This window comes from Pseudothermotoga hypogea DSM 11164 = NBRC 106472, from assembly GCF_000816145.1.
Classification (GTDB): Bacteria; Thermotogota; Thermotogae; order Thermotogales; family DSM-5069; genus Pseudothermotoga_A; species Pseudothermotoga_A hypogea.
In genome coordinates this window covers 813482-838879 of sequence record NZ_CP007141.1, presented here as the reverse complement: position 1 = coordinate 838879, position 25398 = coordinate 813482, and the positions used below count along the sequence as shown (strand labels likewise).

The following is a 25398-nucleotide window of genomic DNA, read 5'->3' as shown; positions in this document are numbered from 1 at the left end:
TCTCACACCCCCAATCTTTCTCGGATCGCTTTTGCGATCTGTTCGACTGAGTAAGCGTATCCGTCGTATTTCAGAATCCTTTCTGACGTGTCGATGAGAAAAGTTTGTTGTACAAGGTTTGCGAACTGACCGGTGGCGTTCTGTTCGATGAAGATGACTCTCTTGGCTTTTTCAAAATATTCTTTCGCCGAAGGATGGATGGGATAGACTTGTGAAAAGTGTAGATGCGCGATCTTGTGGTTCAAGAAAGATTGGAGCGCTTCTTCGACGATGAGATAAGTTGAACCCCAACTCACGATAAGAACTTCGTAGTCCTTAGGACCGGAGAGCTTCGGAGGGAGTGCTTCTTGGATTATCTTGTTCATCTTTCTGAGTCGTTTCTCGACCATGGCCTTTCTGACGGATGAACTCTCTGTTATGTGGCCGAACTCGTCGTGCTCGTCGCTGTCGACTCTCACCAGGCCCTCACCGTAACCGGGAATGCCACGCGGTGAGATTCCGTCTTCTGTGACTGTGTATCTTCGATAGTTTGCGTCGGTCTTCACGATGTGTCTTTCGATGTCCATTTTTGGAAGATCGTCGACAAGATAATAAGAATCGAGCAAGTATTGGTCTGTGAGAACGAACACAGGAATCTGAAATTTGTCTGCGACGTTGAAGGCTTTCGCTGTGAGTTCGTAAGCTTCCTCTATGCTTCCAGGCGCGTAGATCACACGCGGAAACTCACCGTGTCCTGCGTAGAGGACCAGGTTCAAATCGGCCTGTTCAGTACGGGTCGGAAGTCCCGTGGCTGGTCCAGGCCTTTGACCCAAATGGACGACGATGGGTGTTTCAATCATTCCGGCAAGACTGATTGCTTCACACATGAGTGCAAAACCTCCACCAGAGGTGGTCACCAAGCCTCTGGCACCGGCGTACCAAGCGGCGATGACCATGTTCGCCGCGGCGATCTCGTCCTCCGCTTGTTCGACGAGGATTCCGTGAGTCTTTGACATTTTCGCAAGTTCTGTGAAGACCGCCGTGGATGGGGACATTGGATAAGAAGAAACGAAGTTGCAACCACCCGCCACGGCACCGAGCGCGACGGCCATTGATCCATTCAAAAGGTTCTTTTTTCTGACCTCTTCGCACTTTTTGAGCTCCAGTTTCAAGCCCAACTTTCTTCCGAGCTCGTAGCCTTTGAGCGCGGCAGATACGTTGGCATTGATCACCTCGTTTCCCTTTTTTACAAAGTACTGTTCGATGTTTTTCTTGAGCGCATCGATGTTCAATTCCATGATTCCAGCCAGCACACCCGTAGCGACGGAGTTGGCGTAAATTCTGTTGCCAAAGCTTTCAGCGATTTTCGAAAATTCCACGACCACGTGGTTGGTTTCGTCTTTGACGAACTTCTCTTCGCCGAGGACGATCGTTGAAGTAGTCATTCTCCATCTGTGCCTCTCGATGGCGTTCTCGTTCAAAACCAAGAGCAGATCAATGCGATCGATGTTGGCGTACACGGGTTTACAAGAGATCCTGAGCGTGGTGGAGTTGTTTCCCCCTCGAACTCGAGACATGTATTCTTTGGTCGCGAACACGTACAGATCGGAATCTTTCACAACATTAGAAAGCAAGTGCTCAACCGCTTGAATTCCCTGTCCCGCCGCACCACTTATCACGACACTTACTTCGTTCAATTCATACATGTTTACACCTCCGGCATATCTCTTATGGGTTCAATTTGTATTTTATCATTTATCGTTGTGAAACACAAAATTGCGCGGATCAACTCAACAGCCACACGTTTTCGATGAAAACTCTTTTCAGACCTTTTGCTTTGGCTGATTCGAAGACTCTCTTCATCTGTTCTTTGCTCGTCGTTGGAAGATCATGCATGAGATGTTGGGGAGCGAAGGCAAGAAGAATGTAAGGAATGTTCTCGTCGATCTCGGCGAGAAAGGCTGCGATACCACCGACTTCCAACTCGTCGACGTAATGTGGAACGATCAGGCTGCTCACTACGAGTAAAGGAGGATCTTTTCTTTCGTCCATGCTGTGGATCAGTCTCACATTTTCCTTCAGTCGTTCGATGGCCTTCACCCCGTTCACACCCGTCAGTGCTTCGTAGACGTTGGGATCGAAGGCCTTCCAATCGATCTTGATGATTCCACCCGTTTCCAGACTAATTGATGCCATTTGTCTTGCAATGGATCCGTTCATCAGGCCGTTGGTTTCCCAGCATATCCTCTTTTTGATCTTCCTCGACGCGTTCAACGTGAAAGTTGACCAAGGCAAAGGGTCGCCGCCGAAATAACAAACACAGCTGATCCTTCTTTGATCCGCGATTCGAACGAATGTTTCCAGAGACACTTTTTCTCCATCTCTCAACTGTCCCCCGGAGAGCATGTACTTGTGGTCTATGTTCTGGCAGAAAAGACAATCCAGATTGCAACCAGCGAAGAACACGGCGAGATTGTAGAATCCTCTGTGATCCTTCTCGGGACACACAGGCAATGCGACACAGTTCGTCGGGTGCGGATCGAGATACCAGTGAAGGTAAGCTTCTTTGAAACTCTTCGTCACAGGGACCAGTCTTCCATCTTCGTTGCGCAAGATACCACAGTAACCCATTCCACCGACAGGAATTTCGCATTCGTTGATGCAGAGAAAACATTTCTTGCCATCGTGAGGAATTGACGTGGGAAAATCGATCGACCGGCGCCATCTGCTTCGTGTGTTTCTCACGAATCTGAGGGCCTCTGTGGGTCTATCTCTCAAACATTTGACGCAGACTCGAATCGATGAGCCGATGAGTTCCGATTCAAAGCCGCACAGCACGCAGCGTTTCTTCACGGAAGGTTCAATCATTGCTCACCACGGTAAGGCGAGCTTACCCATGACACAACTTCTTCGAGCTCCCGTCACGGTTTTAGATGGTGCTAAGCCTTTGACGAAGAGCTCACCAAGAAAGGCGATCGCCATCGCTTCGCGAAAGTCTATCAGTTTCTTTTCAGGGATTCTCACTTCGAATCCCAGTCGACTCAGATCCTCGATGAGCGTTTGGTTGTAAGCGCCACCACCTGTGACGATCAACCTTTTCACGTGTGGCAGATGCACAGCCAAGTTCTCCTTCACCATGATGGCCGTGAAGGTCACCACCGTTCTCAAAAGGTCTTTGGGATGCAGCATTTTCGTAGCACCGATCTCTTCCAAAAAGCTCATGTTGTAGACTTCCCTCCCCGTTGTCTTGGGGGGACGTCTTTCCACGTACGCCCTTTCATGTTCCAACATTCTCTGGAGTAAGCCGTTGTTCACTCTTCCCTCTCTGGAGAGGGCACCTCCCTCATCGAAATCCCTGTTGAGGAAATTTCGCACCACGATGTCTATCAGGCAGTTGCCCGGGCCTGTGTCGAAGGCGATGAGCTCACCACGATCATTGATCGCTGTGACGTTCGCTATACCGCCGATGTTCAGCACGGCGGTAGAAGCGTCTGAACCTATCAAAAAGGCCCAGTCGAAGTAAGCGCTGATGGGGGCACCTTCGCCCGAGAGGGCGACGTCTTTCGTACGCAAACTGTGCACCACTGGTTTTTGCAACTCCACGGCGAGCACGTCTGCTTCTCCAAGTTGCAACGTTGCACCCTGGGTGGGTGCGTGCCAGACCGTTTGACCGTGGTAGGCGACGAAGTCGCACTGGAAGTTGAATGACTTCACCATCTCGGCGTGTTTTCTTGCGATCTCGTAGTTGAGAAGCGTTACGTACTCAACGTTCGAAGAGTTCTTATCGTACGCTTTGATGATCTTTTCTCTGAACGTAGGTTCGTAGTTCACCGTGACCGCGTTCATGAGCTCAAAGCTCAGTTGTTTGCCCCAGGAAAAGCGCACTTGGGCTATGTCCAAACCGTCGGCGGAGGTGCCGGACATCAGGCCCAAGACGACGTGTTGTTTCTTCTCGAACGTGTCCAACAACCTTTGCCAATCTCCAAGCTTGGTGAAAAGGTTCATAGGATCACCCCCTCACGGAGTTCGAACCATTTCTTCGATGATCTTGAAGAATTCATTTAGATCATTCAATCTGTAAAGGTTCGTCTTCACCTTCAGATCGCTCGAACCGAAACCCTCAGGACCGTCGAACTTCTTAGAGAGCCTTGAGGATATCTCTTCTTCGAGTCTTCGCTCGGATGGTAACATGACCACACTCAAAACCTTCGCATGCTCGAGCAGATAGTCGATGTGCCAATGCTTGCGTTTGTTTTTTCGTAGATGTCTCGCGACTCTCGCTGAAAGATCGCCCATCGCCGAACCAACGTAAACATAAATTCCTGCTTCGAGGGTCCAATGTTTTATCGAGACCTTCTGATCCAATTTCAGGAGCAAAAGATAACTACCCTTCATGAGACCAGACTCGTGTACCTTTCGAAACCATCCGGGGCGATCGTCACCACGCGTGCATCCTCTGGGAGTTCTCGAGCGATCCTCATCGCGACGGCAATGTTTGCACCACTGGAAATGCCGACTGGTAGAGCCTCTTTTTTCATCAGAAACTTCATCGTCTGGAAGGCCTCTTCGTCTTCGACGGTTTCTATTCTATCAATCACGGACAGATCCAAGATCTTGGGGACGAATCCAGCTCCAATACCTTGAATTCGATGTTTGCCAGAGACACCTTTGGAGAGAACGGGAGAGCTTGCAGGTTCCACCGCCACGATCTTCACTTTGTCTGTGTAGATCCTCTTCAAAACCCTTCCAACTCCACTGATCGTTCCACCCGTTCCTACGCCTGCTACGAAGACATCGATTCTGTAATTCATCTGAGAGAGTATCTCGTGCGCAGTGGTGAGTTCGTGCGCAAGGACGTTGTAAGGGTTTTCAAACTGGTTGGGCATGTACGCTCCGAGCTCTTCTACGATCTCGTTCGCCTTTTCTACGGCGCCACTCATACCACGCTCTGCCAATGTCAAGATGACCTCAGCACCGTAACTTTTCAACAACTTTATTCTCTCTTGACTCACATTCTCGGGCATCGTCAAAATCACTCGAAAACTCTTCAATGCACCTATGGCTGCCAAAGCTATACCCGTGTTGCCACTCGTAGGTTCGACTACGGTTCCATTCTTTATGAGTCCCTTCTTTTCCGCAGCCTCGATCATGAACAAGGCGGGCCTATCTTTCACGCTGCCCCACGGGTTGTTCCGCTCGATCTTGACGAACACTCTCGGTTCTGTGGACAATCTCACCATCGGTGTGTTGCCGACCAAGTTCAGCATCGATCTCCCTCCTCAAGATTCTTGCTGGAATTCCAACGGCTACTGCGTTCTCTGGAACATCTTGTAAGACTACAGCGTTGGCACCAATGACGGCGTTGTCGCCAATTCTTATGGAACCGAGTATCTTTGCCCCAGCCCCGATGAAAACGTTCCGCCCAACATCGGGATGTCTCTTACCAGAGCAGATGTGTTTCGCTCCAAGAGTTACACCATGATAAATCACGGTGCCACTCTTGACACTCGCCGTCGCACCGATTACGACACCGATACCGTGGTCTATGACCACGCCGGGTTCGATCTCTGCGGCTGGGTGGATATCCATCGAAAACAGCACGCGTTTGATGTAGTGAAGCAAATACGCCAAGGGATAGATTTTCCAGTGATAGAAAAGGTGGGAGAGTCTGTAGAGGGTCAAACCATGGAAGGAAGCGTTGAAGAAGATCAGCTGAAACACGTTTTTCGTTGCTGGATCCAAGCGCAGATACGCTTTCACATCCTGCCTGATGGCACTTACAAGTTCACGCACCCCACAAGCATAGAAACACCTCCTGAAGCAGTCTTAATTTCAATGTACCATGCTTGTACTACCTGCATTTTAAGAAGTGGTTATAATCAGAGCAGGACACGAGCGAGCGTGATTACATTCTTTTTCGAAAAGACGAGGAGGATTCACGGTGATCAAGAACATCGTCTTCGATCTCGGAAGGGTGCTCTTGGAATGGGAACCTTACCAATACATGCTCGAGAATTTTCCCAAACATGTTGCGGACGAGATGAACGAAAAGATCTTTGAAAGCAGAGATTTTTGGTTGATGGACAAAGGCTTGATGAACGAAGATCAGTTGTGGCAAAGGAAGATGGAGGAACTTCCACATCTTAAAGAATACATCTTGCACATGAAGGAAGCTGTACCGAAGCTCTTGCGACCGATAGAGAAGAACACAAGACTGCTGCCAAAGCTCAAAGAAAAGGGTTTCAGACTCTACGTGCTTTCCAATTTCAGTGAGAAGAATTTCGAGTTGGTGCACAAGAAATTCGACTTTTTCAAATACTTCGACGGCATGGTCATCTCTTCGCACGTGAAACTGGCCAAACCCGAAAAGGAAATCTTTCTCGAACTGATCAAGAGATACAATCTCGTACCACAGGAAAGCATTTTCATAGACGATAAGCTCGAGAACGTTAAAACAGCACAAGAACTCAATTTCAAGGTCATACACTTGACGAACGGCACGGATCTGGAGGAAGAACTCTGGGGGATCTTGAGAGAGTGTGATGGCTCCGAGCGAATCGTACGGCAGGGTTGACGTCGTCAGGAAGCTCAGCCAGTGTGAGATATTCATGAACGCTGATCAGAGCATCGTCTCGAGATTGGTCGAGCTTGGCAGTGTTGAATTCTATGGACCGAAGCAAATCGTTAGGTATCGAGGCGATGTTTGCAACGAAGTGTTGTTCCTTGTAGATGGAGAAACCTTGGGACTTTTCACAAACAGCGAGGGCCACGTGTTGCAGATAGACCACATGCTCGCGCCGAAGCTTTTGGCCTCGGCAGTCATCTTCGCGCAAGATGCGCGCTATCCTGTGGACATTGAAACGGTCAAAAAGAGTGTTTTTCTGAGTGTCGATCGTGGAAAATTCCTCGATCTTTTGATGAGCGATCGAAGGTTTCTGGAAAACTATCTGAGATACATTTCAAACACGTTCTTGTTTGTAACTGACAGATTCTACGAGATTGCGATGAAGAATTTGGTTCAAAAGGTCTGTTCTTATCTATTTGAACTGAGTAGAAGGCAAAACAGTCTTTCGGTACAACTGGATATGAGCAAAGAAGAAATGGCAAGAGAGTTCAACGTGACAAGGCCCGCACTCTCGAGAGTGTTCATAGAACTTGAAAAACTTGGAATCATAGCGATGCAGGGAAGAAAGGTCGAGATAAAGAACCTCAAATACATAGAAGATTACACCTCATTCGGATGAGTCCTTCAGCGTTATCATTTACATGGGGGTGAAACGATGAAAAGACTACTCTTCGTTTTGTTGGTCTTGGCTGGCATCAACGTTTTCGCAAGTGCGTTCGTCAGCTTCGATTCTTTCCTTGGAGTTGGTGTTTCTCAACAGTTGATCATCGAAGGTGAAGAACAGCAGATCGATGCGTTCACGAACTACGGTGTGCAGTTCAATTTCGATTACGGTTTGCACAGGGGTTTGAGGTTTGGGGCGATCGTGTCTTCACAGAACTTTTCGGTGAGGTTCGAGAACGAGAGCCTCAACTTTTGCCTTTTCTGCTTGGGGTTCGAAGGTATGTTTGTGATGGACTTTCTGGATCTCGTGCTTCAGGTATCTGGTGAGGGTCACTGGATCTTGGGTTCGATCTCGTGTGAGGATGGGATTCTATCACAAGCCAATTACACTGGTAATCTGTTCGCAGGAAAGGTGATGTTCGAGAAGTTCTTGAGCGAGAACTTGTCGGTGGCGGTCGGTGGAGGGCTCAAGTTCCTCCTGGTTAAGAACATGACGTCGTCTATGGACCTGACTGGATTCATCCCCTACGCGGTGCTGAGGATCGCTTATTCTTTCTAATGTTTTTCTAATCCCCCCGGTGTAGAAGTTTCAGTGAAGGGGGGTCATCGTATGAGGTATCTCACGATCCTGCTAGTGTGTATAGCAATTTTGGTATCTGCGCAGATCACGGCACCGCAAGATATTATCATTCGCATGTCGAAACTCTCTGTCACGCCCGAAATGCTCGTATTCTTCTCTGGACTTCCTCAGGAGAAAACTGTGCTGCTCTACAACTTCGGAAACACTCCGGTGAAATGGAGTTTGGGTCCAGCTTCGAGGTTTTTGAAAATTGATGCATCGAACGTTCCCAATCCTCTGCAACCTATGACTGGAGCGTTCATCAAAGTGAGCGTCGTGTGGGACTTAGTACCAACTGAAGCGGGGACGATCGAAAAACCCGGAACACTCATAGCGTTGCTCGAGAAGTTACTCAGTGTCGATATACCGGAGAGGTACAAACACTTCGGCGTTGGCTTGTTCAGTGTTCGAAACGAAACGACTCCAGCTTTTCACATCGTAACGGTTTTCACGGTGATGTACTGAGACCAGCCTCAACGTCCTCGAGAAGGTCCTTCACAGCCTGGGCCTTCGCGAGGGCGCTCTTGAAACTCTTCGAGGCCTCCTGTGAGACCTTCACTGCCTTTTCGAGGGCGACTCTTCTTTCTTCACCTTTGAGCAGAGAGAAGATGAGCACGGCATCGAACACATCGCCGCAGCCTGTGGTGTATGGATGAGCCAAACCGTCGCCTGCGATGTGAAGTTCGTTCCACCTTGCGCCACTTGGTCCCATCTTGATCACGTCACAAGCGATTCTTTCACACTGCGATTCGTTGCCAATCAAGATCAGATCTTCGTGCAAAGATCTGATGTCGTCGCTCAAGATGTGTCTGGGACCTGCGTCGAGAAAGATTTTTCCTTGAAAGTTCTTCAGGAAGTTCTCAATCGTTCGTTTCGAAACTTCTGTGTTGATGAACGCGAATGAACATTCAGAAACAACCTTCCAGTCTACGTCCACGTCCAGATCGTTGACTCCACGCTTGACCGCTATCGTCCTGTCGTTGAAGGAGATGTGAAGGCCTGTTTCTCCGTCCTTCACTGTGATGTGATTGGTGTCGAAACCGAACCTTTGGAGTTTGTTCAGAAGGAAGGTTGCTCTGTGATCTTTGGCCACGTTGGAGAAGAAGAAGACTTGAAGACCAAGCTGATGCAAAGCGAAAGCCACGTTCAAACCAGAACCACCACAATCTTCGACAACTTCACACCCGTGTGGCTCATCACCGTATATGTATATGTCTACGAAGCTTCCTCCGACAACAGCGATCTTGGTGCTCATCTCAAAATATATAATAAATCGGAAGGTGAGAGAATGCGCGTGAGATTTTCAAACTTGGCCGATGCGATGGTGGGTTTGAAAGAGATCGAAGTGAAGCCAGGAAAGAAAGAGGAGATCTTCGAACAGATCTCCAAAGCTTCTGGTAGAAAAGTGAGGCTGGACGTGAACGAAGACAGCGCGTACCTTGTTGTGGAACAGAACGGCTCGGTGAGAAAGAGCTGGGTCATCGCGCTGCTCAACGGTGTGAACGTGGTTGATCTTTCACCTTCAAGCGTTTGGGACGGAGAACTGGTGATCTTCGTTCCCGTCAGTGGTGGCTGAGATGTTTCAGCGTCACAGTCAGTTGCTCGGTGATTGTCTGAACAAGCTCTTCGATGCAAGAGTCTTGGTTGCGGGCGTTGGCGGGCTCGGCTGTACAGTCTCTACACTGTTGGTTCGCCTCGGAGTCGGTCACGTTTATCTGCTCGACAGCGGTGTTGTGGACGAACCGGATCTGAACAGACAGATCCTTTACGACAGATCCGATCTTGGTAAAAGAAAAGTGGAGGTTGCACAGAAAAAGCTTTCTCAGATAAATCCACGCTGCGAAATAGTTCCGATGCACGTCAGGATCGATCTCGATTTCTGTCTTCCTTCTGTCGATGTTGTGGTCGATTGTCTGGACAACTTCGAGTCGAAATTCACCCTCGATACTCTCTGCGAGAAAAAACGAATTCCGCTCGTCCACGCGGGTGTTGAAGGATACTGCGGCCAACTGATGAACATCCTGCCAGGCTCAATCAGATTGAGGCATGTTTTCTCGGCTGCTCCAAAAGAAAGCTCGATCAGGCAGGTTTATCCACCTTTGGTGACGTTGATGGCTTCACTGCAAGTGAACGAAGTGGTCAAGTTGATCTGCGATGGCACAACGAATCTGGTGAACGAACTGATGTTGATAGATCTTGCCACCATGAGGTTTGAGAGGATAAAGATCCGAGGTGGTGCGAACTGAAAAGAATTCTTGTGACGATTTACTTTCTCGTTTCGGCGGTCATCTACGTTGTCATAATGGGAGCACTGGTGTTGTTTCTGGGATGGATCTTGAGATTCTTCATTGGCGAGCATAAGGCGAGGAGGTTCGTTCTCAAGCAGGTGAAGCTCTTCGGCAAGAACACGTTCAGGTTCATGTTCTGCAGGGTGATAGCAGAGGGTTTAGAGAACTACAAACCAGACACCAACTACATCGTCACACCGAACCACCAGAGTTTGATGGACATACCACTGATACTGGGCTACATCGATCCTTTGCCAATGGTCGCGAAGAAAGAGCTGGCGTGGGTGCCAGGTGTGAGCTGGTACGTCAAATTCTTGAAAGGTGTCTTCCTGGACAGGAAGAACCCCGCCGAAGGTGCGCAAGTCATAAAGAAGATCATGAAGTTGTTGAAAGATGGGGAGTCTTTCTTGATCTTTCCAGAAGGCACAAGGAGTGAAGACGGTTCGGTTCGCGAGTTCAAGACGGCTGTTTTCAAGGTGGCAAAGAAGCTCAACGTGAAAGTGTTGCCTGTCTCAATATGGGGTACAATGTTCTTGGTGCCGAAGAAGAGTCTCATCCTCAATCCAGGCACAGTTTTGATGAAGGTTCATCCACCGATCGATCCCGCTCAGTTCGAGAACGAAGTCGAACTGGCGAAAGCGGTCGAAAACATCGTCAGGGCTGGAGTGGAGGAACTCAGGAGTTCTCACAGGGGGTGATCTCCGATGAGGAAGGCTTGGGTCAAGGCGCTCGTCCTCGACAAGGTGCACAACTCTCCCGTGGTCATTTTGGGTATCGAAGGCACGAACAAAGTCTTGCCGATCTGGATCGGGGCGTGCGAAGCCAACGCGTTGGCCATGAGTTTGGAAGGCTTCGAGTTTCCAAGACCACTGACCCACGATCTGATACTCAACCTACTCGATGCACTCGATGCGAAGCTGGAGAGAATCGTCATACACAGCGTTAAGGAGAACGTCTACTACGCCACGTTGGTCATAAGGGATTTGGCAGCGATCGAGGGAGAGGAGGAGGAACCAGAAGATCAGGCGATCATAGAGATGGATGCAAGACCCTCAGATTCCATCGTGCTTGCGGTCAAGAAAAATGTTCCCATCTACGTGAGCAACGAGATCGTGGATGAACACGCCATAGATCTTGAGATGTCCGAAGAGGCGAGCGACGAGGAGTTCAAGAAGTTCGTTGAGAACCTTGACATCGACACCTTCAAGAAGATGCTGAGGGACGAGCCGAAAGAGGAAGATGAGGAAGACAGAGACTGAATTTTTGAAAGAGTTCGAAGAACTTTTGCGGGAAGAGATAAAGGAAGCTTGTTGCCGAGTGGAGCGGGCGATAGCTTACAGCGTTCTAACACCCGGTAAGAGGTTCCGTCCGCTTCTTATCTGGTCGATCTGCAACGATCTGGACGTCCCAGTTGAACTCGTATGGCATCCAGCGCTCGCGGTGGAGTTGTTCCACACGGCGTCTTTGATTCACGACGATCTTCCACAGATCGATGATTCTCCTTTGAGGAGGGGAAAGCCTTCGTGCCACGTGGTTTTTGGTAACGATACGGCCATCCTCGCGGGGGATGGTCTCATGCTGAAAGCGTTCTGCGTGCTCAGCGATTCTCCCGCCGAACCGAGAAAGAAGGAAATGCTTTTTCAATACTTCTCACGTTCGACCTACCAGGTGCTCGTTGGGGAAGCTTTGGATGTGGAGTACACAGGTGCGAGCCCGGATCTTGGCGAAGTGCTGAGAATGTACGCCAAGAAAACTGGTGCTCTTTTTTCGTTCTGCTTCGCCAGCGGGCCTATACTCGCCGGTAAATTCGATCTTGCCGAGAGGTTTTCAAAGCTTGGCGAAGCTCTGGGAATATGGTTTCAGGTTCAGGATGATATCAAAGATGCGTGTGGTGATGAGAGCAAGCTTGGCAAGCCCGTTGGTAGAGACGTGGCGCTCGGTAAACCCACCGTTGTGAAGATCCTCGGTCTTGAGCAAAGCAAGATTTTCGCCGATAAGTTATTGAGGTCTATAATGCGCCAGCTCGGGAAGCTGAGACTCAATAACGTGCGTAAATTGCTCGAAGATCTGGCGAAAAGGTGAAGAGATGAGGTTCTCTGAACTGTTCCTTTCGATCTTCAGAAGAAGATTGCTCCTGATAGCTGTCCTCGTGGTGGTCGCGGTTGTCGCGGCAATTTTTTTGTGGCGGTTCTACGCGAACAGAAGTGTCGTGCTGAACGGGGCAAAAGAGGAAACTTCAGTTCCCCTGTCTATCGTTGTACCGGACGGTGCGTACGGCGTTAGAAAGAGTTTCATCGTGAAACGCGTTCCGAGAGAAACTCTGCCGCAAATGATTTCAAGCATGTTTGTTGGTGATCTCTACGATGTGTCTCCCTCGGACGGCGTTGACGAGTTCGCAATGAGACCGATCAGGATCGTCTACAGACTACCGAGGGATCTCTACCTTGGTGCAGATTACGCCAACGTGAGATTGGCCTACGTTCCAGATCCCAGCCAGCCCGTTTACAGGGTCTTCGGTGGGGCATCGATGGGTGTTGATGAAAAGGGACCGTACGTTGAGGCGCAGGTGTTCCACACATCGATGATCGGTTTAATCGCGGACGTTCCGGAGAAACAAAAGCTGGGCCTTCAGTTGTTGATCGAAAGATCCAAAAGCACAGAACCTGTCCTTCTGCTCGTGCCGGATATGGACAGAGGCTTTCTTGGTTTTGTGAATTCCTCTCACGATTCGGCGAACTTCTGGGGTGAGCTTTTTCCAAACAGAACGATCATGTACTACGACTATCCCGTTGCGGCTACGCGTTCAGTTTCGTACATGAACTCCTTTCGCAGCTTCGCACAGACCAGAATGCCAAGTTATCTGCTCTTTGAAGCGGAAAAACTCGCTATGGAACTGGTGAGGCTCAGGAACTTCGACTTTGACATCGTTGCGCACGGCGTCGGGGCCATCATAGCAAGGCTCGCAGTTGAACTGCACCCAGAGGTCAAGAACGTTCGAAGTTTGGTCCTCGTGAGTCCACCGAACGGGGGAACCAACGTTGTGAATCCTCTCTACTATGGTACGTTGCTTTACAGAAAAGATTCTCAGGTTGTGGCAAACAGCTTCGGCGTCGATCGTTTCATGGTGGATGCGATGAAATCTCATCTGTTGTACTACCTCGAAGCGCTCGGACCTGTTTATGCGGAGATCCTTACCGGTTCGGAACTGTTGAAGAAACTCAACGAGACTGCGAGAAAAGATGTGAGGTACCTCGTCGCGGTGGGAAATTCGCCTCCAGCCTCGATCGATGTTGGAGGAACGCAACTTGAAGTGTTCTATCCTGAGCTGGTTGCTGGCAAAGGCGATGGTGTGGTGACTCACGAAAGCGCCTTTCTGGAAGGAGCACAGAAACTCGTTCTGAAAGGCTCTTTCTTCGATTGTTATCTCGATCCGGTTTTTCACGATACGTTGAAGAAGTTTCTCGCAGAAACGCGTATCGAGGTTCCAGCATACAGGGAGGAAACCTACCCGGAAAGATCTCCTCAGGCTCAGCAAGCAGAAAGAATAGTTAAACCGGAGCAAGTTGCTCAGTCAACCACGAATCAGGCCAAGAAAGAAGAGGCCGTTCAAAGGCGTATCATTCTACCGAACAGGTTTGAACGCTCCGAACTCCTCACGAAGATGGAAACGCTGAATCTGGGCAACGTTTCAAGCGTTCATTTTGCTGTGGGAAGGCTCTTCTACATGCTCAGCGATGGTCTCTACAGCGAAGGAAAAAAGGTCAAATCCGGCACGGTTCGATACGTACACTCGTTGAAAACGGGTTTGGGTTTCGTTTCGAACGAGAGTGCGTATTTCTTTGACGGAAACAGGGTGTTGGAACTTGCGAAGATAGACACGGCGAACACAGAGGATGTTTTGGTCACTGAGAATGGTGTGTTTGCACTGCTGAGGGCGAAGGAAGGGTTGGTTCTTGCGCGATGGGAGAACGGCTGGAAAGCGGTTCAAAGTGTTTCGGGAGTCTATGGCAGGTTCGTGGAAAGTTCTTCGACTCTGCTGATGACCAACAGAGAGATTTACGAACTGTCTGGAGGGAAACTGAGGAAACTGCTCGATGCGTCGAAGCTGAAGATCGAGGGACGATCGGTCGACTTCACAAGCTGTCTGATGGTATCGGATCTGTTGTTTGTGGGATTGAGAAGCTACAGTTTGCTCGTCTACGATCTCAAAAGTGGAACGTACGTTTGGGGTGCGGAAGGATGGATAGATCCAAAAGAGTTTCTCTTGCTGGGCAACACCGTGTTGATCTTTGGCACTTCCAGCCTCTTCGTCTTCGATCTTTCGAAGCTCACTTTGAGATCGGTCTATCATTCTTTCCCGACTGCAGTGGAGGACATCGCTGTTGGAGCCGACAAGATCTACGTACTATCGCAGTCACGCGTGGAGGTGTATAAACTGAAGTGAGGGATGATTGATGAGGTACGCGGTGGTTCTGCTGGTTTTGGTTTCGATTCTGGCTTTTTCGAACGCTCTGGAATACTACAAATCCGCTTTGAATGCTTACACACAAGGCGATTACGGACGGGCGCTGGAATGGTTCGAAACGGCGTTGAAGCTGGAGCCGAGAATAGAATCGTACGATCCGCTGGTGAAACTGAGAATGGGCGTGTGCGCATACATGATCAGGGATTACACGAAGGCCAGAGCTTATCTGGAACCCTACGAATCGAGCAACGCCGTGGCGGCGAGTATCCTCAAAGCGATACGTGAAGGTTCGAAGGCCAACGAAGAATGGTTGGAATGGTTGAGAGCGAGGATTCCACCTCCAACTACCACACAACCACAAGCTACAAAAAAAAGCACGTCTCTGTTCCTCGTCATTGGGGTCTTCATTATAAGTTTTGCCGCAACCTTCCTGTTATTGAGACTGATGAAGAGGGCAAAGAAAGTCGGCACTGAAGAAGGAGAACTCACAGCGGAAGAAAGACTCGAACGCCAGCTCCAGAGCATCGATGTGGTTTCGAAAGATCTGGAACAGGGTAAGAGAGTTATCGATTTTGAGGCGGACGAAGAACTGCGGAAGCTCGAGGCTCAGATCGAGAGTATAGTTCAAGAGATAATTTCTAAAGAGTCTAAAGAGGGAGAGAGGAAGGAGTCGGAAACTCTGGTTGGAGAAGATCCGTTCTCCGTGCTGAGGAAGATGGAGGAAAAGGAGCAGTACAGCGAAGAAGACGCCAAGCTTCTGTCTCAGATCATGCAACAGCTGGTCAATAACCCGGAAGATAACACAAGCGAGTCGGGCGAACAGGATCGATCTTGACTAAGAAAAAATCTCCCTGTCTGCCAACGACCGTTCCGAGCTTATCGCAGTTCATCTCTCTCAGAAGTTTTCCATTCGTGAAGTTCTCGGAAACCCTCACCGTGAAACCCGTCACGTCCACATCTTCGTAGATCTTCAATCTCGTTCCACCAGAGATTTCGCCTTCTATAGTCACCTGGCTCGATTCTACACTCACCTGCATTGAGAACAGAGCAGAGTCCCACGGTTCGATCCAGCACACATGGTCACTCACGTATCGAACGATTCCGACAAAACGATTGTTCATCGCATCTATCGCAATGTCGCCGGCTTTCGCCCGTCCCGTTGCGATCAAATAGTTCTGCCTTAGGCCAAGGACGGTGTTGGACTGTTCGAAAGTGACGTCGTTGATCTTTACGACGGTCTGTTGCTCGGCGACGTTGAAAACGAGCACGATCGCTTCTTTGAGCTTGTGAAGTGTGTATCTCAAAGCATTCGCGGGGTAAACGGCGATGTGAACGAAGCGAAAAAGAAACCTCGCCGGCTTCGCCTGAAAGACGGCATTCAGTGCAAAGATGGTCGTAAAGATCAACATATAGGCGATGAAAAGGTTCACTTGACGGTTGCTCATCAGTCTACCTGCTGAAGCTTCTTCAGAATGTCGACTTTGTCGAGGACTTTGCCCGCGCCGATCGCAACACTGCTCATGGGATCTTCGGCTCTGACCACTTTGATTCCGGTTTCTTTTTCTATGAGCTTGTCCATGCCCCTAGTGAGTGAACCGCCTCCACTCGTGACTATACCCCTCTCGACGATGTCCGTGACCAGTTCGGGTGGGGTTTTCTCGAGCGTGGTTTTGATCGCGTCGATGATGGCGTTCACAGGCACCATCAAGGCTTCCCTGACCTCACCACCTCTTATGGTGATCCTTCGAGGCAGTCCTGTCGACAGATCTATACCAGTAACGATCGTTTCCAGACCGTCATACTCGGGAGATGGGAAGACGTTCCCTATTTCTATCTTTATCCTTTCGCCCGTTCTTTCACCGATGGCCACTCGGTACGTTTCACGAACGTACTGAACGATGGCCTCGTCCATTTCGTCTCCAGCTATCCTTATCGATTCCCACACCACGATGCTGCCGAGCGATATTACGGCAACTTCTGTCGTTCCACCACCGATGTCGACGATCATGTTCCCGTTGGGTTCTTCGACGTCGAGCCCGAGCCCGATCGCGCTCGCCATGGGTTCTTCTATCAAAAACACTCTGGCTGCACCTGCCTCCAGACCCGCCTCCAGTATCGCCCTCTTTTCAACATCGGTGATGCCTATGGGAACACCTATGACGACCCTCGGTTTGAAAAAAGCGATGGACGTCCTCGTCTTGCCTATGAAGTATTTGAGCATCGCCAGCGCCACATCGTAGTCGGCTATCACTCCATCTCTCAGGGGTCTCACAGCGACGATCGAAGCGGGGGTCTTTCCAAGCATCATCTTCGCTTCGAGACCGACTTTGATGACTTCACCCGTGTCGGCGTTCATCGCCACGACTGAAGGTTCGTTTATAACGATACCCTTGCCCTTCATGTACACGAGCGTGTTCGCAGTACCAAGGTCTATTCCGAGATCTCTTCTCACCACAATGCGCACCGTCCTTTTCACCGTACTAAAATGATTTTATCACGATGTTTCAGGCGAAGTACGCGGTGAGAAAAGAAAGCCCATACAGAACAGCTGTTATCAACAAAGCTTTCCAGCCTCTTCTGTTGTGACCTTTCATCTTCTCATCCTCTTTGTTCTTCATGGCCTTCAAGCCGAGCTCGAAGCTTATTATGGCAAACAGTAAAACGATGGAACCAGCGTAGAACAGGATATTGGAAAATGTCCTCAAGCTTTCACTCCCCTCAGAACACGTTTCCTATGTTCTGGAAACCTTCACCGATCACGTGTCGAGCCTCGCTTATTATTATGAACGCACTCTTATCGAGTTTCCGAATGAAGGATACAAGTTCTCCAAGTTCCCTCCTCCTAAGGACAATGAGCAATATCTTTCTGTCCTTGCCAGTGTAGGCACCTTTAGCTTCTATGTACGTCGCGCCCCTGTGCAGCTCGTTCAGAACGAAGCTGGCGATTTCTCGATGTTTTTCCGAAATTACCAAAACTTGCGTCGAAGATTCGATGCCCTTCAGAACAAAGTCTATCATCATTCCGTTCACCATTATAGCCAGGATGGCGTACATACCGAGTTTGGAACCCATGACTGCGCCGGCGAACACCGCTATGAACAGATCGACGATCAACAGTGTGGTACCCATAGGTGCGGCGAAGAATCTGTTGAAGATGCGTGCAATGATGTCAGTACCACCTGTGGAAGCGTTCTGCGTGAAAGTGAGCGCCATGCCAACGGCGGTGATGATGTCTCCGAAAAGAACAGCGATGATCAGATCTTCCGTGTATCTGGGGATCGGAACTATCCTGTCGAAAAAATCTATCATGAAGTTGAGAAGGAAGGTGCAATATATAGTTTTCACACTGAAGTCTCTGCCCATCGTGATGAAACCGATGAGAAACAGCGTGGCGTTTATGATGTACATCCAGACGCCCACAGGAAATCCCACGAGCCTGTTCAGAACGATCGCAAGACCACTTGCGCCACCTGCGGCAATGAAGTTTGGGATCAAGAACGAAACTACTCCAACGGCGGTGATGATTACACCGATCGTGGCCAGCACGTACTCTTTTACGATGTACTTTCTGCTCACATTCTCACCTCCACATTGAACAAATTTTACCATTGAAGTGATAGTTTTCGAGAGAAAATGGGGCTATCTGGTGCATATTTCGGAATAATTGGCATTATTCGCGAATATTCAGCGATAAAGTCCATAAATCGCCTCTTGATTTGTAAACCAAAGTGGTGTATTCTATAATTAGCACTCAATGATATTGAGTGATAAAATTTGAAAGGAGGTCGTGCCCATGAAGGTTGTACCGCTTGGTGAAAGACTCTTGATCAAGCCCATCAAGGAGGAGAAGAAAACTGAAGGTGGGATTGTTCTGCCCGATTCGGCCAAGGAAAAACCTATGAAGGCTGAGGTCATCGCAGTTGGAGAAAAGGTTGACAACATCGATGTGAAACCCGGCGATAAGGTCATCTACTCCAAGTACGCAGGTACGGAAATCAAGATTGACGATGTCGACTACATCATAATTGATGCCAACGATATACTGGCGAAAATCGAAGGTTGAGAGGAGGGAGAAACCATGCCCAAACTGTTGAAGTTCAATGAGGAAGCTCGCAGAGCGCTCGAAAGAGGAGTTAACAAAGTTGCCGATGCTGTGAGGATCACGCTTGGGCCAAAGGGCAGGAACGTCGTAATCGAAAAGAGCTGGGGTTCTCCAACCATCACGAACGATGGAGTCTCGATCGCTAAGGAGATAGAACTTGAGGACAAGTTCGAAAACTTGGGAGCCCAACTCGTCAAGGAAGTCGCTTCCAAGACCAACGACGTCGCCGGTGACGGTACGACCACTGCCACGGTGCTGGCACAGGCGATGATCAGAGAAGGTTTGAAGAACGTTGCTGCAGGTGCTAACCCAATACTTCTCAAGCGTGGAATTGACAAGGCCACCGAAGCGGTTGCCAAGTTCATCAAGGATAACGCGAAGAAACTCTCGGGTAGAGAAGACATAGCGCACGTCGCATCCATAAGTGCGAACAACCCGGAGATCGGGGAACTGATCGCAGAGGCCATGGACAAAGTGGGAGAAGATGGAGTCATCACAGTCGAGGATTCCAAGACGCTCGAGACCTACGTTGAGTTCACAGAAGGTATGCAGTTCGACAGAGGCTACATATCACCTTACTTCGTCACCGATGCGGAAAAGATGGAAGTCGAATTGAAAGAACCGTTCATACTGATCACCGACAAGAAGCTCAGTGCCGTGAGACCTTTGATACCGATTTTGGAAAAAGTTGCGCAGACCGGTAAACCCATCCTCGTCATTGCAGAAGACGTCGAAGGTGAAGCGTTGACGACTTTGGTTCTAAACAAGCTCAAGGGCACACTCATGGCCTGCGCTGTCAAGGCACCCGGTTTCGGTGACAGGAGAAAGGCCATGCTCCAGGACATCGCTATACTGACCGGTGGAACCGTGATAAGCGACGAGCTTGGCATAAACCTCGAAGATGTCACGCTCGAGGATCTCGGTAGGGCTGATCTGGTAAGGGTCAAGAAGGACGACACGATCATCATCGGTGGCAAGGGTAAGCCTGAGGAGATCAAGAAGAGGATCGCGCAGATCAAATCTCAGATTGAGCAAACGACATCGGAATACGAGAAGGAGACATTGCAGGAAAGGATGGCGAAGCTCGCCGGTGGAGTAGCCGTCATAAAAGTTGGAGCTGCGACGGAGACCGAACTGAAGGAGAAGAAACACAGGATCGAGGACGCTCTGAGCGCGACGAGGGCTGCTGTCGAGGAAGGCATCGTTCCCGGTGGTGGAGTGACGCTGTTGAGGGCCAGAAAAGTTGTAGAGGAAGTCATGAGCAAACTCGACGGTGACGAAAAGATCGGAGCTTCGATCGTGTACAAAGCTCTCGAGGCACCCATCAGGCAGATCGCCGAGAATGCAGGTTACGACGGTGCAGTTATCGTGGAGCGAGTTCTGAGCTCGAAAGACTTCAGCCATGGTTTCGATGCACTCAAGGGCGAATACGTCGACATGTTCAAAGCTGGAATCATAGACCCAGCGAAGGTCACAAGGAGCGCACTGCAGAACGCTGCATCGATCGCGGGTATGTTGTTGACAACGGAAGCGCTCGTTGTCGAGAAACCCGAAGAGAAGAAAGAAACGCCATCGATGCCACCAGAATACTGATCGATAGACACGAAGAGGAGGGCCACCCCGCCCTCCTCTTTTTTATTCGCGAAAGCTATCCAGTGCCAGCATGATTCCAGTTTCCTCGTCACCGAACGTTAGGTAAGACTTTTCTCTTGCGAGCGCCACGGTCAAACCACAGACCAGCGAATCTAAGAAATCTTCGTAGGCCTTGAGGTTGTCCTTCGGTATGCAAAAACTGTCCGGTATTTCAACAAAGTTTTTGAGTTTTCCTTCCAACCAGCGAAGCTTTTTAAATCTTTCTTTCGCCTTGACTCTTTTGTAGTGGAATACCTTCATATCGTTGAACAGCACCATGATCGTTGCGTGGGGATAAACTTCGAAGATGTTGCCAGATTCGAAGCTGTAACCAATCTGATTCAAGCGCTCATACAGCAGTTCGGGAAAGAAGAAAGGATACCTCTTCTTGTTCACTGGATAGAGCGAAAGACCGAACCTCGCAAAGTGTTTGAGAAACTCTCTTTCGTTCGGTCTGTGACAAGATTCGTTCGTGACGATCAAAGGTGCATCGACTCCAACGACGCTGTTCGGATGTGTTCTCAACGGCTCTAAGATCTCATCTATCTTCTCGCTGTAGACGAAGTCAACGAGGTGCAAGCCTCTGTCCAATACCGTGACAGCCGTGGGGTACTTGCCCGTCCAAGAAGGATCGATACCAGAGAAAAATTCGAAATCTCTTTTCAAACTTCCCCTTCCTTCGGTACCACGCAGATGAAGGAGGACGGGCCTTCGAAAACGTTGACGAACTGGTGCAACTCGTTGGGTGATACGTAAACGAAGTGTCCTTTTTCAACGATCGTTTCGCCATTATCGCATACCACTTTCAGTCTACCTTCGACCACGAAAACTTCATGTTCCCAGGGATGAGAATGAAGAGGCGTGGATGCGTTGGATTGGAGCGTGAACAACCTCATGACAAATGTGGGGGCTTCGTCTTTGCTTATGAAAACTCTCTTCAGGACCTCTCCATTCAAGAGTTCTTGCGGTTCAATCTCGTTCATGTGTTTGATCATCACAGCTATCCCTCCCAAGATATTTTAACGGTTGCTGGTGGGGAGGTCGAGAATTGGTAGAATAAAGAAGAAAACAAAAAATAAGGGCGATCTTTCGATCGCCCAAGAACAGTTTTATCAGTGTATCTATGTCGTCAAAGGAGGGTGGGGGGTCTTGCCCTGGTTCCATAACTTAGACGATACAGTTTCGGGGTAGGTTCAGGTTGAACTTGTAAATTGATTGTGAACTGGGGAGTGATCCACTGTGAACGTGCTGAGAAGTGTCCCACGAGTCGATGGTTTCAGAATGCCTGCGGAGTTTGAACCGCACGCGAAGTGCTGGATGATCTGGCCAGAAAGGCCCGACAACTGGAGATGTGGTGCGAAACCTGCTCAGGAGGCTTACGTGAAGGTCGCCGAAGCGATCAGTCAGTTCGAAAAAGTCACGATGTGTGTTTCTCACGAACAATACTTCAACGCGAGATCGAGACTATCACCGCGCGTGAGGGTGGTTGAGCTCTCGAGCAACGACGCATGGATGCGCGATATCGGGCCAACGTTCGTCGTGAATGACGAGGGTGTTGTTCGAGCGGTGCGCTGGAAATTCAACGCGTGGGGTGGGCTTTACTTTCCCTGGGACAAGGATGAACTCGTATCACTGAAGGTGGCAGACATTGAAGAGCTGGATTGCTACGAAGCACCGATGGTTCTTGAAGGTGGTTCGATCGACGTCGACGGTGAGGGCACTCTCATAACGACGGAGGAATGCCTTTTGAACCCGAACAGGAACCCAGATCTTTCGAAAGAGCAGATAGAGCAGATACTCAAAGACTATCTTGGAGTGGATAAAATCATCTGGTTGAAGCGTGGTGTGTACAACGATGAAACGAGTGGACATGTGGACAACCTGTGCAGGTTCGTAAAACCCGCAGAAGTGGTCCTCACCTGGACCGATGACAAGAGTGACCCACAATACGAAATAAGCAGAGAAAACTATGAGATACTGTTGAAAGAAACAGATGCGAAGGGTAGAAGATTGAAGATTCATTTGATCCACCAACCGACGCCGCAGTATGTGACGGAGGAAGAGGCAAGCGGTGTTGATCTTTCCGAGAAGACGCATAGAAGGCCTGCTGGATACAGACTTTCAGCTTCTTATGTGAACTTCTACATTGCAAACGGCGGTGTCATCGTTCCAATCTACAACGATCCAAACGACGAACTGGCTCTCAAGAAATTCAAAGAGATATTCCCAGAAAAGAAAGTCGTGGGTGTGTATGCGAGAGAGATACTGCTTGGGGGAGGAGCGATCCACTGTATAACTCAGCAACAACCCTTGGGGGTGAGGAAATGCTGAAGGACAAGGTGGCAATCGTGACCGGTGGTGGCCAAGGTATAGGTGCCGCGATAGCTCAGTTGTTCTGTGAGAACGGTGCAAGGGTGGTGATCGCCGAGATAGACGAAGAGGCTGGCATCGAGCGTGAGGAAATTCTGGAATCGAAAGGTTACGAGGCGACGTTCATTAGGACTGACGTTTCTGGCGAAGAGTCAGTCAGGCGGATGGTCGAACAGACCGTCCAGCTCTACGGTGGTGTGGACATTCTGGTGAATAACGCGGCGATAAGTTCTACAAAGAACATCTTTGAAAGAACTTTGGAGGAATGGGAGAGAGTCATCAGGGTGAATCTCACAGGACCTTACATTTGCGCACGTTACTGTGCCGAGCAGATGATCAAGAGAAACGGAGGAGTCATTATCAACATCGCCAGCACGAGGGCGTTCATGTCAGAACCAAACACGGAACCTTACTCGGCGTCGAAGGGAGGCGTCGTCGCACTGACGCACTCTCTGGCGATCAGCTTAGCTAAGTACAGAATCAGAGTCGTGTGCATCAGTCCAGGATGGATTGAAACATCGAGATGGAAAAAAGCTTCTCTGAGAAGTGAACCACAGCTTAGAGCCATTGACCATGAACAACACCCTGTTGGCCGGGTCGGTGATCCTCTGGACATAGCCAATTTGTGCGTCTTCTTGGCAGACGATGAGAAAGCTGGTTTCATAACGGGTGTCAACTTCACGGTCGATGGTGGCATGACGGTGAAGATGATTTATGTAGAATGAAAGACGCTGTCTCAGTGTGGACGTTCAAGACTTGTCAGAACACAAGATTGTAGCTCGCTCCAGATGGCATCTTTCACAGTTTGAGACGACTGAGTTTAGCTTTTGGAGAAGAAGATCGGCGAACATAGTTTTTCATCGTCCGTATATTTTTGTATGGGACAAGAGGGCGCGCCGACCAGGATCCTGGGAGAGTGGAAACGTGCATTGGGATAGGTCTACCCCGTCAAGGACACGGCGTGAATTTCACCTTTGATCTCGATACTCTGCGTTTGGTTGACCTCTTTGTGAAGTTCACTGTCTCTGAGAAATCTCCGTGGAGTCGATGAGGCCGAGAATTTACGGAACTCAAGTTGGAGAAAGAATAAATTGAGGTCTTCAATCTTGCACACCTTCCAAAGCGAATGAAAAAGACAAGAGAAAGGAGCGGTTCAATGCTCCTGCGCGAGAAGAGAGAGTGATTTGAGAAACTTCGTACATGAAAGATCGAACGGCGGGCGAACGCCCGCTTTTTGTTTTGTTTCAATCGATCTTTCAAATTATGGTACGCTCGTCGTTGGGAGGGTGCGAACGAATGCAAATTGAAAGATCAAGCGGAAGGCTTTCAGAACTGGTTCAGTATCAAAACGGTTCGATCGTGAGCAGAACGATCATTGATAAGAAGACTGGGACTGTTACGATCTTCGCCTTCGACAAATCTCAACGCCTCTCGGAACACACCGCACCGTTCGACGCTCTGGTGTACGTTCTGGATGGTGAGTGTGAGATCAAGATATCCGGTCAATCTTACCATCTCAAGGCGGGAGACTTCATCGTCATGCCAGCGAACGAACCACATGCGGTGAGCGCCTTGGAGAAATTCAAAATGTTGTTGGTGATGATCAAGTCTTGAGTTTCAAAGTCTGAATTCTTTGAACAACTTTTCAAACACGTCTAACGCTCTCAGTATATCGCTCCTCGAAACGTCGTTGTGCGTCACGAGCCGTATCGACGAGTCTGAGAAAGCGACGGCGAGGACGCCTCTTTCTTTCATCGTTTTCAATAGCTGGTGTGCGTCGACTCTCAAATTGTCTGTCCTCAGGATCACCATGTTGGTTTCGACTTCCTCTGGGTTGACCATATAGCCAATCTCTCTCAGTTTCAGTGCAAGGAATTTTGCGTTTTCATGGTCTTGCTTCAATCGGTCAACCATCTTGGTCAAAGCGACGATCCCGGCCGCAGCTAAAACACCCGCCTGCCTCATACCACCTCCGAGTATTTTCCTCGCCTTTCTTGCCCTTTCTATGAACTGTTTGCTCCCCACCACGATCGACCCGACGGGTGCACAGAGACCTTTGGAAAGGCAGAACATCAGAGAGTCTGCGTACTTGGCGTACTCTTTGACTGAAACGTTCGAAGCGATCGCGGCGTTGAAAATCCTCGCACCATCGACGTGGACGTTTATTCCATGCTCCTTGGCGATCTCGTAGATCGCTTTGAAGTTTTCGATGGGAACCACTCTACCACCCGACCTGTTGTGGGTGTTCTCTATGCTTATCAAGGAAGTTCTCGGAAAGTGTATGTCCTTGGGTCTTATCGCTCTGCGAACCTCGTCTGGATCCATCGCGCCGTTTCTACCTTTGATTGGGTGAGGCATCACGCCTGAAAGAACGGCCATTGCGCCTGCTTCGTACCAGAAGATGTGGCTGTCCGCTTCGAGTATCACTTCATCACCGCGCTGGGTGTGTGCCATGATGCTGACCTGATTGCCCATAGTTCCGGATGCAACGAAAAGAGCCGCTTCCTTGCCGAACATCTCTGCGGCCAGCTCTTCGAGTCTGTTCACCGTGGGATCTTCCCCGTACACATCGTCTCCAACTTCTGCCTCCGCTATGGCTTTTCTCATCTCGGCCGTTGGCTTCGTTACAGTGTCTGAACGAAGATCGATCATGGG

30 protein-coding genes are annotated in these 25398 nt (G+C 49.5%); 16 read left to right on the top strand and 14 right to left on the bottom strand.

From position 1 onward, the window contains the following. Nucleotides 1-2: 2 nt before the first annotated feature. The 6 genes from AJ81_RS04275 to cysE form a co-directional block, all read right to left on the bottom strand. Entirely contained in the window at nucleotides 3-1676 is a 1674-nt protein-coding gene (locus AJ81_RS04275) for a 2-oxoacid:acceptor oxidoreductase subunit alpha (RefSeq protein WP_038059833.1), read from the bottom strand. Between the two features lie 88 nt (nucleotides 1677-1764). Continuing rightward, nucleotides 1765-2847: a radical SAM protein gene (locus tag AJ81_RS04270; RefSeq protein ID WP_031504758.1), complete on the bottom strand. Its 1083-nt coding sequence runs from the start codon at nucleotides 2845-2847 to the stop codon at nucleotides 1765-1767. A gap of 3 nt (nucleotides 2848-2850) precedes the next feature. Beyond that, a complete protein-coding gene (locus tag AJ81_RS04265; protein WP_051368683.1) occupies nucleotides 2851-3984 on the bottom strand; it encodes an anhydro-N-acetylmuramic acid kinase in 1134 nt (377 codons plus the stop codon). Between the two features lie 12 nt (nucleotides 3985-3996). Beyond that, nucleotides 3997-4356, bottom strand: a complete 360-nt coding sequence (locus AJ81_RS10950) for a GIY-YIG nuclease family protein (protein ID WP_257008758.1) — start codon at nucleotides 4354-4356, stop codon at nucleotides 3997-3999. A gap of 14 nt (nucleotides 4357-4370) precedes the next feature. Beyond that, complete coding sequence (gene cysK / locus AJ81_RS04255) at nucleotides 4371-5246, bottom strand: cysteine synthase A (protein ID WP_031504754.1); 876 nt, start codon at nucleotides 5244-5246, stop codon at nucleotides 4371-4373. Further along, the gene (gene cysE, locus AJ81_RS04250) at nucleotides 5143-5772 is read right to left on the bottom strand and encodes a serine O-acetyltransferase (RefSeq protein ID WP_051368682.1); all 630 of its coding nucleotides are present in this window, start codon (nucleotides 5770-5772) and stop codon (nucleotides 5143-5145) included. The genes cysK and cysE overlap by 104 nt, the downstream gene beginning before the upstream one ends. 148 nt (nucleotides 5773-5920) lie before the next feature. On the opposite strand from cysE, the gene AJ81_RS04245 reads away from it, so the two are divergent. From AJ81_RS04245 to AJ81_RS04230, 4 genes are read left to right on the top strand one after another with little or no spacing between them, the layout of a single operon-like run. Beyond that, nucleotides 5921-6553, top strand: a complete 633-nt coding sequence (locus tag AJ81_RS04245; RefSeq protein WP_031504751.1) for an HAD family hydrolase — start codon at nucleotides 5921-5923, stop codon at nucleotides 6551-6553. Beyond that, entirely contained in the window at nucleotides 6522-7223 is a 702-nt protein-coding gene (locus AJ81_RS04240) for a Crp/Fnr family transcriptional regulator (RefSeq protein WP_031504749.1), read from the top strand. The genes AJ81_RS04245 and AJ81_RS04240 overlap by 32 nt, the downstream gene beginning before the upstream one ends. A gap of 36 nt (nucleotides 7224-7259) precedes the next feature. Beyond that, on the top strand, nucleotides 7260-7826 hold the full coding sequence (locus AJ81_RS04235) for a hypothetical protein (RefSeq protein WP_031504748.1): 567 nt from the start codon (nucleotides 7260-7262) through the stop codon (nucleotides 7824-7826). A gap of 51 nt (nucleotides 7827-7877) precedes the next feature. Next, nucleotides 7878-8351 (top strand): hypothetical protein, encoded by a 474-nt coding sequence (locus tag AJ81_RS04230; protein WP_031504746.1) that lies wholly within the window; start codon nucleotides 7878-7880, stop codon nucleotides 8349-8351. Here AJ81_RS04230 and AJ81_RS04225 read toward each other — a convergent pair. Continuing rightward, complete coding sequence (locus AJ81_RS04225; protein ID WP_051673628.1) at nucleotides 8335-9141, bottom strand: PfkB family carbohydrate kinase; 807 nt, start codon at nucleotides 9139-9141, stop codon at nucleotides 8335-8337. The genes AJ81_RS04230 and AJ81_RS04225 overlap by 17 nt on opposite strands. Before the next feature lie 33 nt (nucleotides 9142-9174). Here AJ81_RS04225 and AJ81_RS04220 point away from each other — a divergent pair, with 33 nt between their 5' ends. Genes AJ81_RS04220 through AJ81_RS04190 form a run of 7 tightly spaced genes read left to right on the top strand, consistent with a single transcriptional unit; the run spans nucleotide 9175 to nucleotide 15474 of the window. Continuing rightward, the gene (locus tag AJ81_RS04220) at nucleotides 9175-9462 is read left to right on the top strand and encodes a ubiquitin family protein (RefSeq protein ID WP_031504742.1); all 288 of its coding nucleotides are present in this window, start codon (nucleotides 9175-9177) and stop codon (nucleotides 9460-9462) included. Between the two features lies 1 nt (nucleotide 9463). Further along, nucleotides 9464-10132 carry a HesA/MoeB/ThiF family protein gene (locus AJ81_RS04215; protein ID WP_031504741.1) on the top strand — a complete coding sequence of 223 codons (669 nt, stop codon included), beginning with the start codon at nucleotides 9464-9466 and terminating at the stop codon, nucleotides 10130-10132. Between the two features lie 11 nt (nucleotides 10133-10143). Further along, nucleotides 10144-10872, top strand: a complete 729-nt coding sequence (locus tag AJ81_RS04210; RefSeq protein WP_231845441.1) for a lysophospholipid acyltransferase family protein — start codon at nucleotides 10144-10146, stop codon at nucleotides 10870-10872. Between the two features lie 6 nt (nucleotides 10873-10878). After that, nucleotides 10879-11433 (top strand): bifunctional nuclease family protein, encoded by a 555-nt coding sequence (locus AJ81_RS04205; RefSeq protein WP_031504738.1) that lies wholly within the window; start codon nucleotides 10879-10881, stop codon nucleotides 11431-11433. After that, complete coding sequence (locus AJ81_RS04200; RefSeq protein ID WP_031504737.1) at nucleotides 11414-12256, top strand: polyprenyl synthetase family protein; 843 nt, start codon at nucleotides 11414-11416, stop codon at nucleotides 12254-12256. Before AJ81_RS04205 ends, AJ81_RS04200 begins: the two co-directional genes overlap by 20 nt. A gap of 4 nt (nucleotides 12257-12260) precedes the next feature. Then, complete coding sequence (locus AJ81_RS04195) at nucleotides 12261-14618, top strand: hypothetical protein (protein WP_031504735.1); 2358 nt, start codon at nucleotides 12261-12263, stop codon at nucleotides 14616-14618. A gap of 10 nt (nucleotides 14619-14628) precedes the next feature. Continuing rightward, nucleotides 14629-15474 carry a tetratricopeptide repeat protein gene (locus AJ81_RS04190; RefSeq protein WP_031504734.1) on the top strand — a complete coding sequence of 282 codons (846 nt, stop codon included), beginning with the start codon at nucleotides 14629-14631 and terminating at the stop codon, nucleotides 15472-15474. On the opposite strand, the gene AJ81_RS04185 is transcribed toward AJ81_RS04190, so the two are convergent. The 4 genes from AJ81_RS04185 to AJ81_RS04170 are packed head-to-tail and all read right to left on the bottom strand — an operon-like array spanning nucleotide 15422 to nucleotide 18248. Continuing rightward, on the bottom strand, nucleotides 15422-16084 hold the full coding sequence (locus AJ81_RS04185; protein WP_031504733.1) for a hypothetical protein: 663 nt from the start codon (nucleotides 16082-16084) through the stop codon (nucleotides 15422-15424). The genes AJ81_RS04190 and AJ81_RS04185 overlap by 53 nt on opposite strands. After that, on the bottom strand, nucleotides 16084-17094 hold the full coding sequence (gene mreB, locus AJ81_RS04180; RefSeq protein ID WP_031504731.1) for a rod shape-determining protein: 1011 nt from the start codon (nucleotides 17092-17094) through the stop codon (nucleotides 16084-16086). The genes AJ81_RS04185 and mreB overlap by 1 nt, the downstream gene beginning before the upstream one ends. Before the next feature lie 49 nt (nucleotides 17095-17143). Further along, the gene (locus AJ81_RS04175; protein ID WP_031504730.1) at nucleotides 17144-17344 is read right to left on the bottom strand and encodes a hypothetical protein; all 201 of its coding nucleotides are present in this window, start codon (nucleotides 17342-17344) and stop codon (nucleotides 17144-17146) included. Nucleotides 17345-17357: 13 nt separating this feature from the next. Continuing rightward, the gene (locus AJ81_RS04170; RefSeq protein WP_051368680.1) at nucleotides 17358-18248 is read right to left on the bottom strand and encodes a YitT family protein; all 891 of its coding nucleotides are present in this window, start codon (nucleotides 18246-18248) and stop codon (nucleotides 17358-17360) included. A gap of 184 nt (nucleotides 18249-18432) precedes the next feature. Here AJ81_RS04170 and groES point away from each other — a divergent pair, with 184 nt between their 5' ends. Both groES and groL read left to right on the top strand, forming a co-directional pair. Next, a complete protein-coding gene (gene groES / locus AJ81_RS04165) occupies nucleotides 18433-18702 on the top strand; it encodes a co-chaperone GroES (protein ID WP_031504727.1) in 270 nt (89 codons plus the stop codon). Nucleotides 18703-18717: 15 nt separating this feature from the next. Then, nucleotides 18718-20334 (top strand): chaperonin GroEL, encoded by a 1617-nt coding sequence (gene groL, locus AJ81_RS04160; protein WP_031504725.1) that lies wholly within the window; start codon nucleotides 18718-18720, stop codon nucleotides 20332-20334. 42 nt (nucleotides 20335-20376) lie between these two features. On the opposite strand, the gene AJ81_RS04155 is transcribed toward groL, so the two are convergent. Both AJ81_RS04155 and AJ81_RS04150 read right to left on the bottom strand, forming a co-directional pair. After that, the gene (locus AJ81_RS04155; protein WP_031504723.1) at nucleotides 20377-21039 is read right to left on the bottom strand and encodes a DUF429 domain-containing protein; all 663 of its coding nucleotides are present in this window, start codon (nucleotides 21037-21039) and stop codon (nucleotides 20377-20379) included. Continuing rightward, entirely contained in the window at nucleotides 21036-21368 is a 333-nt protein-coding gene (locus tag AJ81_RS04150; protein ID WP_096325201.1) for a cupin domain-containing protein, read from the bottom strand. Before AJ81_RS04150 ends, AJ81_RS04155 begins: the two co-directional genes overlap by 4 nt. Nucleotides 21369-21612: 244 nt before the next feature. Here AJ81_RS04150 and aguA point away from each other — a divergent pair, with 244 nt between their 5' ends. The 3 genes from aguA (at nucleotide 21613) to AJ81_RS04135 (ending at nucleotide 24357) form a co-directional block, all read left to right on the top strand. Beyond that, nucleotides 21613-22704: an agmatine deiminase gene (gene aguA, locus AJ81_RS04145; RefSeq protein ID WP_031504721.1), complete on the top strand. Its 1092-nt coding sequence runs from the start codon at nucleotides 21613-21615 to the stop codon at nucleotides 22702-22704. Further along, the gene (locus AJ81_RS04140) at nucleotides 22698-23468 is read left to right on the top strand and encodes an SDR family oxidoreductase (RefSeq protein ID WP_031504720.1); all 771 of its coding nucleotides are present in this window, start codon (nucleotides 22698-22700) and stop codon (nucleotides 23466-23468) included. Before aguA ends, AJ81_RS04140 begins: the two co-directional genes overlap by 7 nt. Before the next feature lie 571 nt (nucleotides 23469-24039). Next, nucleotides 24040-24357, top strand: a complete 318-nt coding sequence (locus tag AJ81_RS04135; RefSeq protein WP_031504719.1) for a cupin domain-containing protein — start codon at nucleotides 24040-24042, stop codon at nucleotides 24355-24357. 3 nt (nucleotides 24358-24360) lie between these two features. On the opposite strand, the gene ltaE is transcribed toward AJ81_RS04135, so the two are convergent. Further along, complete coding sequence (gene ltaE / locus AJ81_RS04130) at nucleotides 24361-25395, bottom strand: low-specificity L-threonine aldolase (RefSeq protein ID WP_031504717.1); 1035 nt, start codon at nucleotides 25393-25395, stop codon at nucleotides 24361-24363. Nucleotides 25396-25398 lie beyond the last annotated feature (3 nt).

What these genes read in the sequence shown, in the direction of transcription:
- AJ81_RS04270 (WP_031504758.1), bottom strand. Translation starts at nt 2,847, where the DNA reads ATGATTGAACCTTCCGTGAAGAAACGCTGCGTGCTGTGCGGCTTTGAA.
- AJ81_RS04265 (WP_051368683.1), bottom strand. Translation starts at nt 3,984, where the DNA reads ATGAACCTTTTCACCAAGCTTGGAGATTGGCAAAGGTTGTTGGACACG.
- cysK (WP_031504754.1), bottom strand. Translation starts at nt 5,246, where the DNA reads ATGCTGAACTTGGTCGGCAACACACCGATGGTGAGATTGTCCACAGAA.
- AJ81_RS04240 (WP_031504749.1), top strand. Translation starts at nt 6,522, where the DNA reads ATGGCTCCGAGCGAATCGTACGGCAGGGTTGACGTCGTCAGGAAGCTC.
- AJ81_RS04235 (WP_031504748.1), top strand. Translation starts at nt 7,260, where the DNA reads ATGAAAAGACTACTCTTCGTTTTGTTGGTCTTGGCTGGCATCAACGTT.
- AJ81_RS04230 (WP_031504746.1), top strand. Translation starts at nt 7,878, where the DNA reads ATGAGGTATCTCACGATCCTGCTAGTGTGTATAGCAATTTTGGTATCT.
- AJ81_RS04225 (WP_051673628.1), bottom strand. Translation starts at nt 9,141, where the DNA reads ATGAGCACCAAGATCGCTGTTGTCGGAGGAAGCTTCGTAGACATATAC.
- AJ81_RS04220 (WP_031504742.1), top strand. Translation starts at nt 9,175, where the DNA reads ATGCGCGTGAGATTTTCAAACTTGGCCGATGCGATGGTGGGTTTGAAA.
- AJ81_RS04215 (WP_031504741.1), top strand. Translation starts at nt 9,464, where the DNA reads ATGTTTCAGCGTCACAGTCAGTTGCTCGGTGATTGTCTGAACAAGCTC.
- AJ81_RS04205 (WP_031504738.1), top strand. Translation starts at nt 10,879, where the DNA reads ATGAGGAAGGCTTGGGTCAAGGCGCTCGTCCTCGACAAGGTGCACAAC.
- AJ81_RS04200 (WP_031504737.1), top strand. Translation starts at nt 11,414, where the DNA reads ATGAGGAAGACAGAGACTGAATTTTTGAAAGAGTTCGAAGAACTTTTG.
- AJ81_RS04195 (WP_031504735.1), top strand. Translation starts at nt 12,261, where the DNA reads ATGAGGTTCTCTGAACTGTTCCTTTCGATCTTCAGAAGAAGATTGCTC.
- AJ81_RS04190 (WP_031504734.1), top strand. Translation starts at nt 14,629, where the DNA reads ATGAGGTACGCGGTGGTTCTGCTGGTTTTGGTTTCGATTCTGGCTTTT.
- AJ81_RS04185 (WP_031504733.1), bottom strand. Translation starts at nt 16,084, where the DNA reads ATGAGCAACCGTCAAGTGAACCTTTTCATCGCCTATATGTTGATCTTT.
- AJ81_RS04170 (WP_051368680.1), bottom strand. Translation starts at nt 18,248, where the DNA reads ATGGTAAAATTTGTTCAATGTGGAGGTGAGAATGTGAGCAGAAAGTAC.
- groES (WP_031504727.1), top strand. Translation starts at nt 18,433, where the DNA reads ATGAAGGTTGTACCGCTTGGTGAAAGACTCTTGATCAAGCCCATCAAG.
- groL (WP_031504725.1), top strand. Translation starts at nt 18,718, where the DNA reads ATGCCCAAACTGTTGAAGTTCAATGAGGAAGCTCGCAGAGCGCTCGAA.
- AJ81_RS04150 (WP_096325201.1), bottom strand. Translation starts at nt 21,368, where the DNA reads ATGATCAAACACATGAACGAGATTGAACCGCAAGAACTCTTGAATGGA.
- AJ81_RS04140 (WP_031504720.1), top strand. Translation starts at nt 22,698, where the DNA reads ATGCTGAAGGACAAGGTGGCAATCGTGACCGGTGGTGGCCAAGGTATA.
- AJ81_RS04135 (WP_031504719.1), top strand. Translation starts at nt 24,040, where the DNA reads ATGCAAATTGAAAGATCAAGCGGAAGGCTTTCAGAACTGGTTCAGTAT.
- ltaE (WP_031504717.1), bottom strand. Translation starts at nt 25,395, where the DNA reads ATGATCGATCTTCGTTCAGACACTGTAACGAAGCCAACGGCCGAGATG.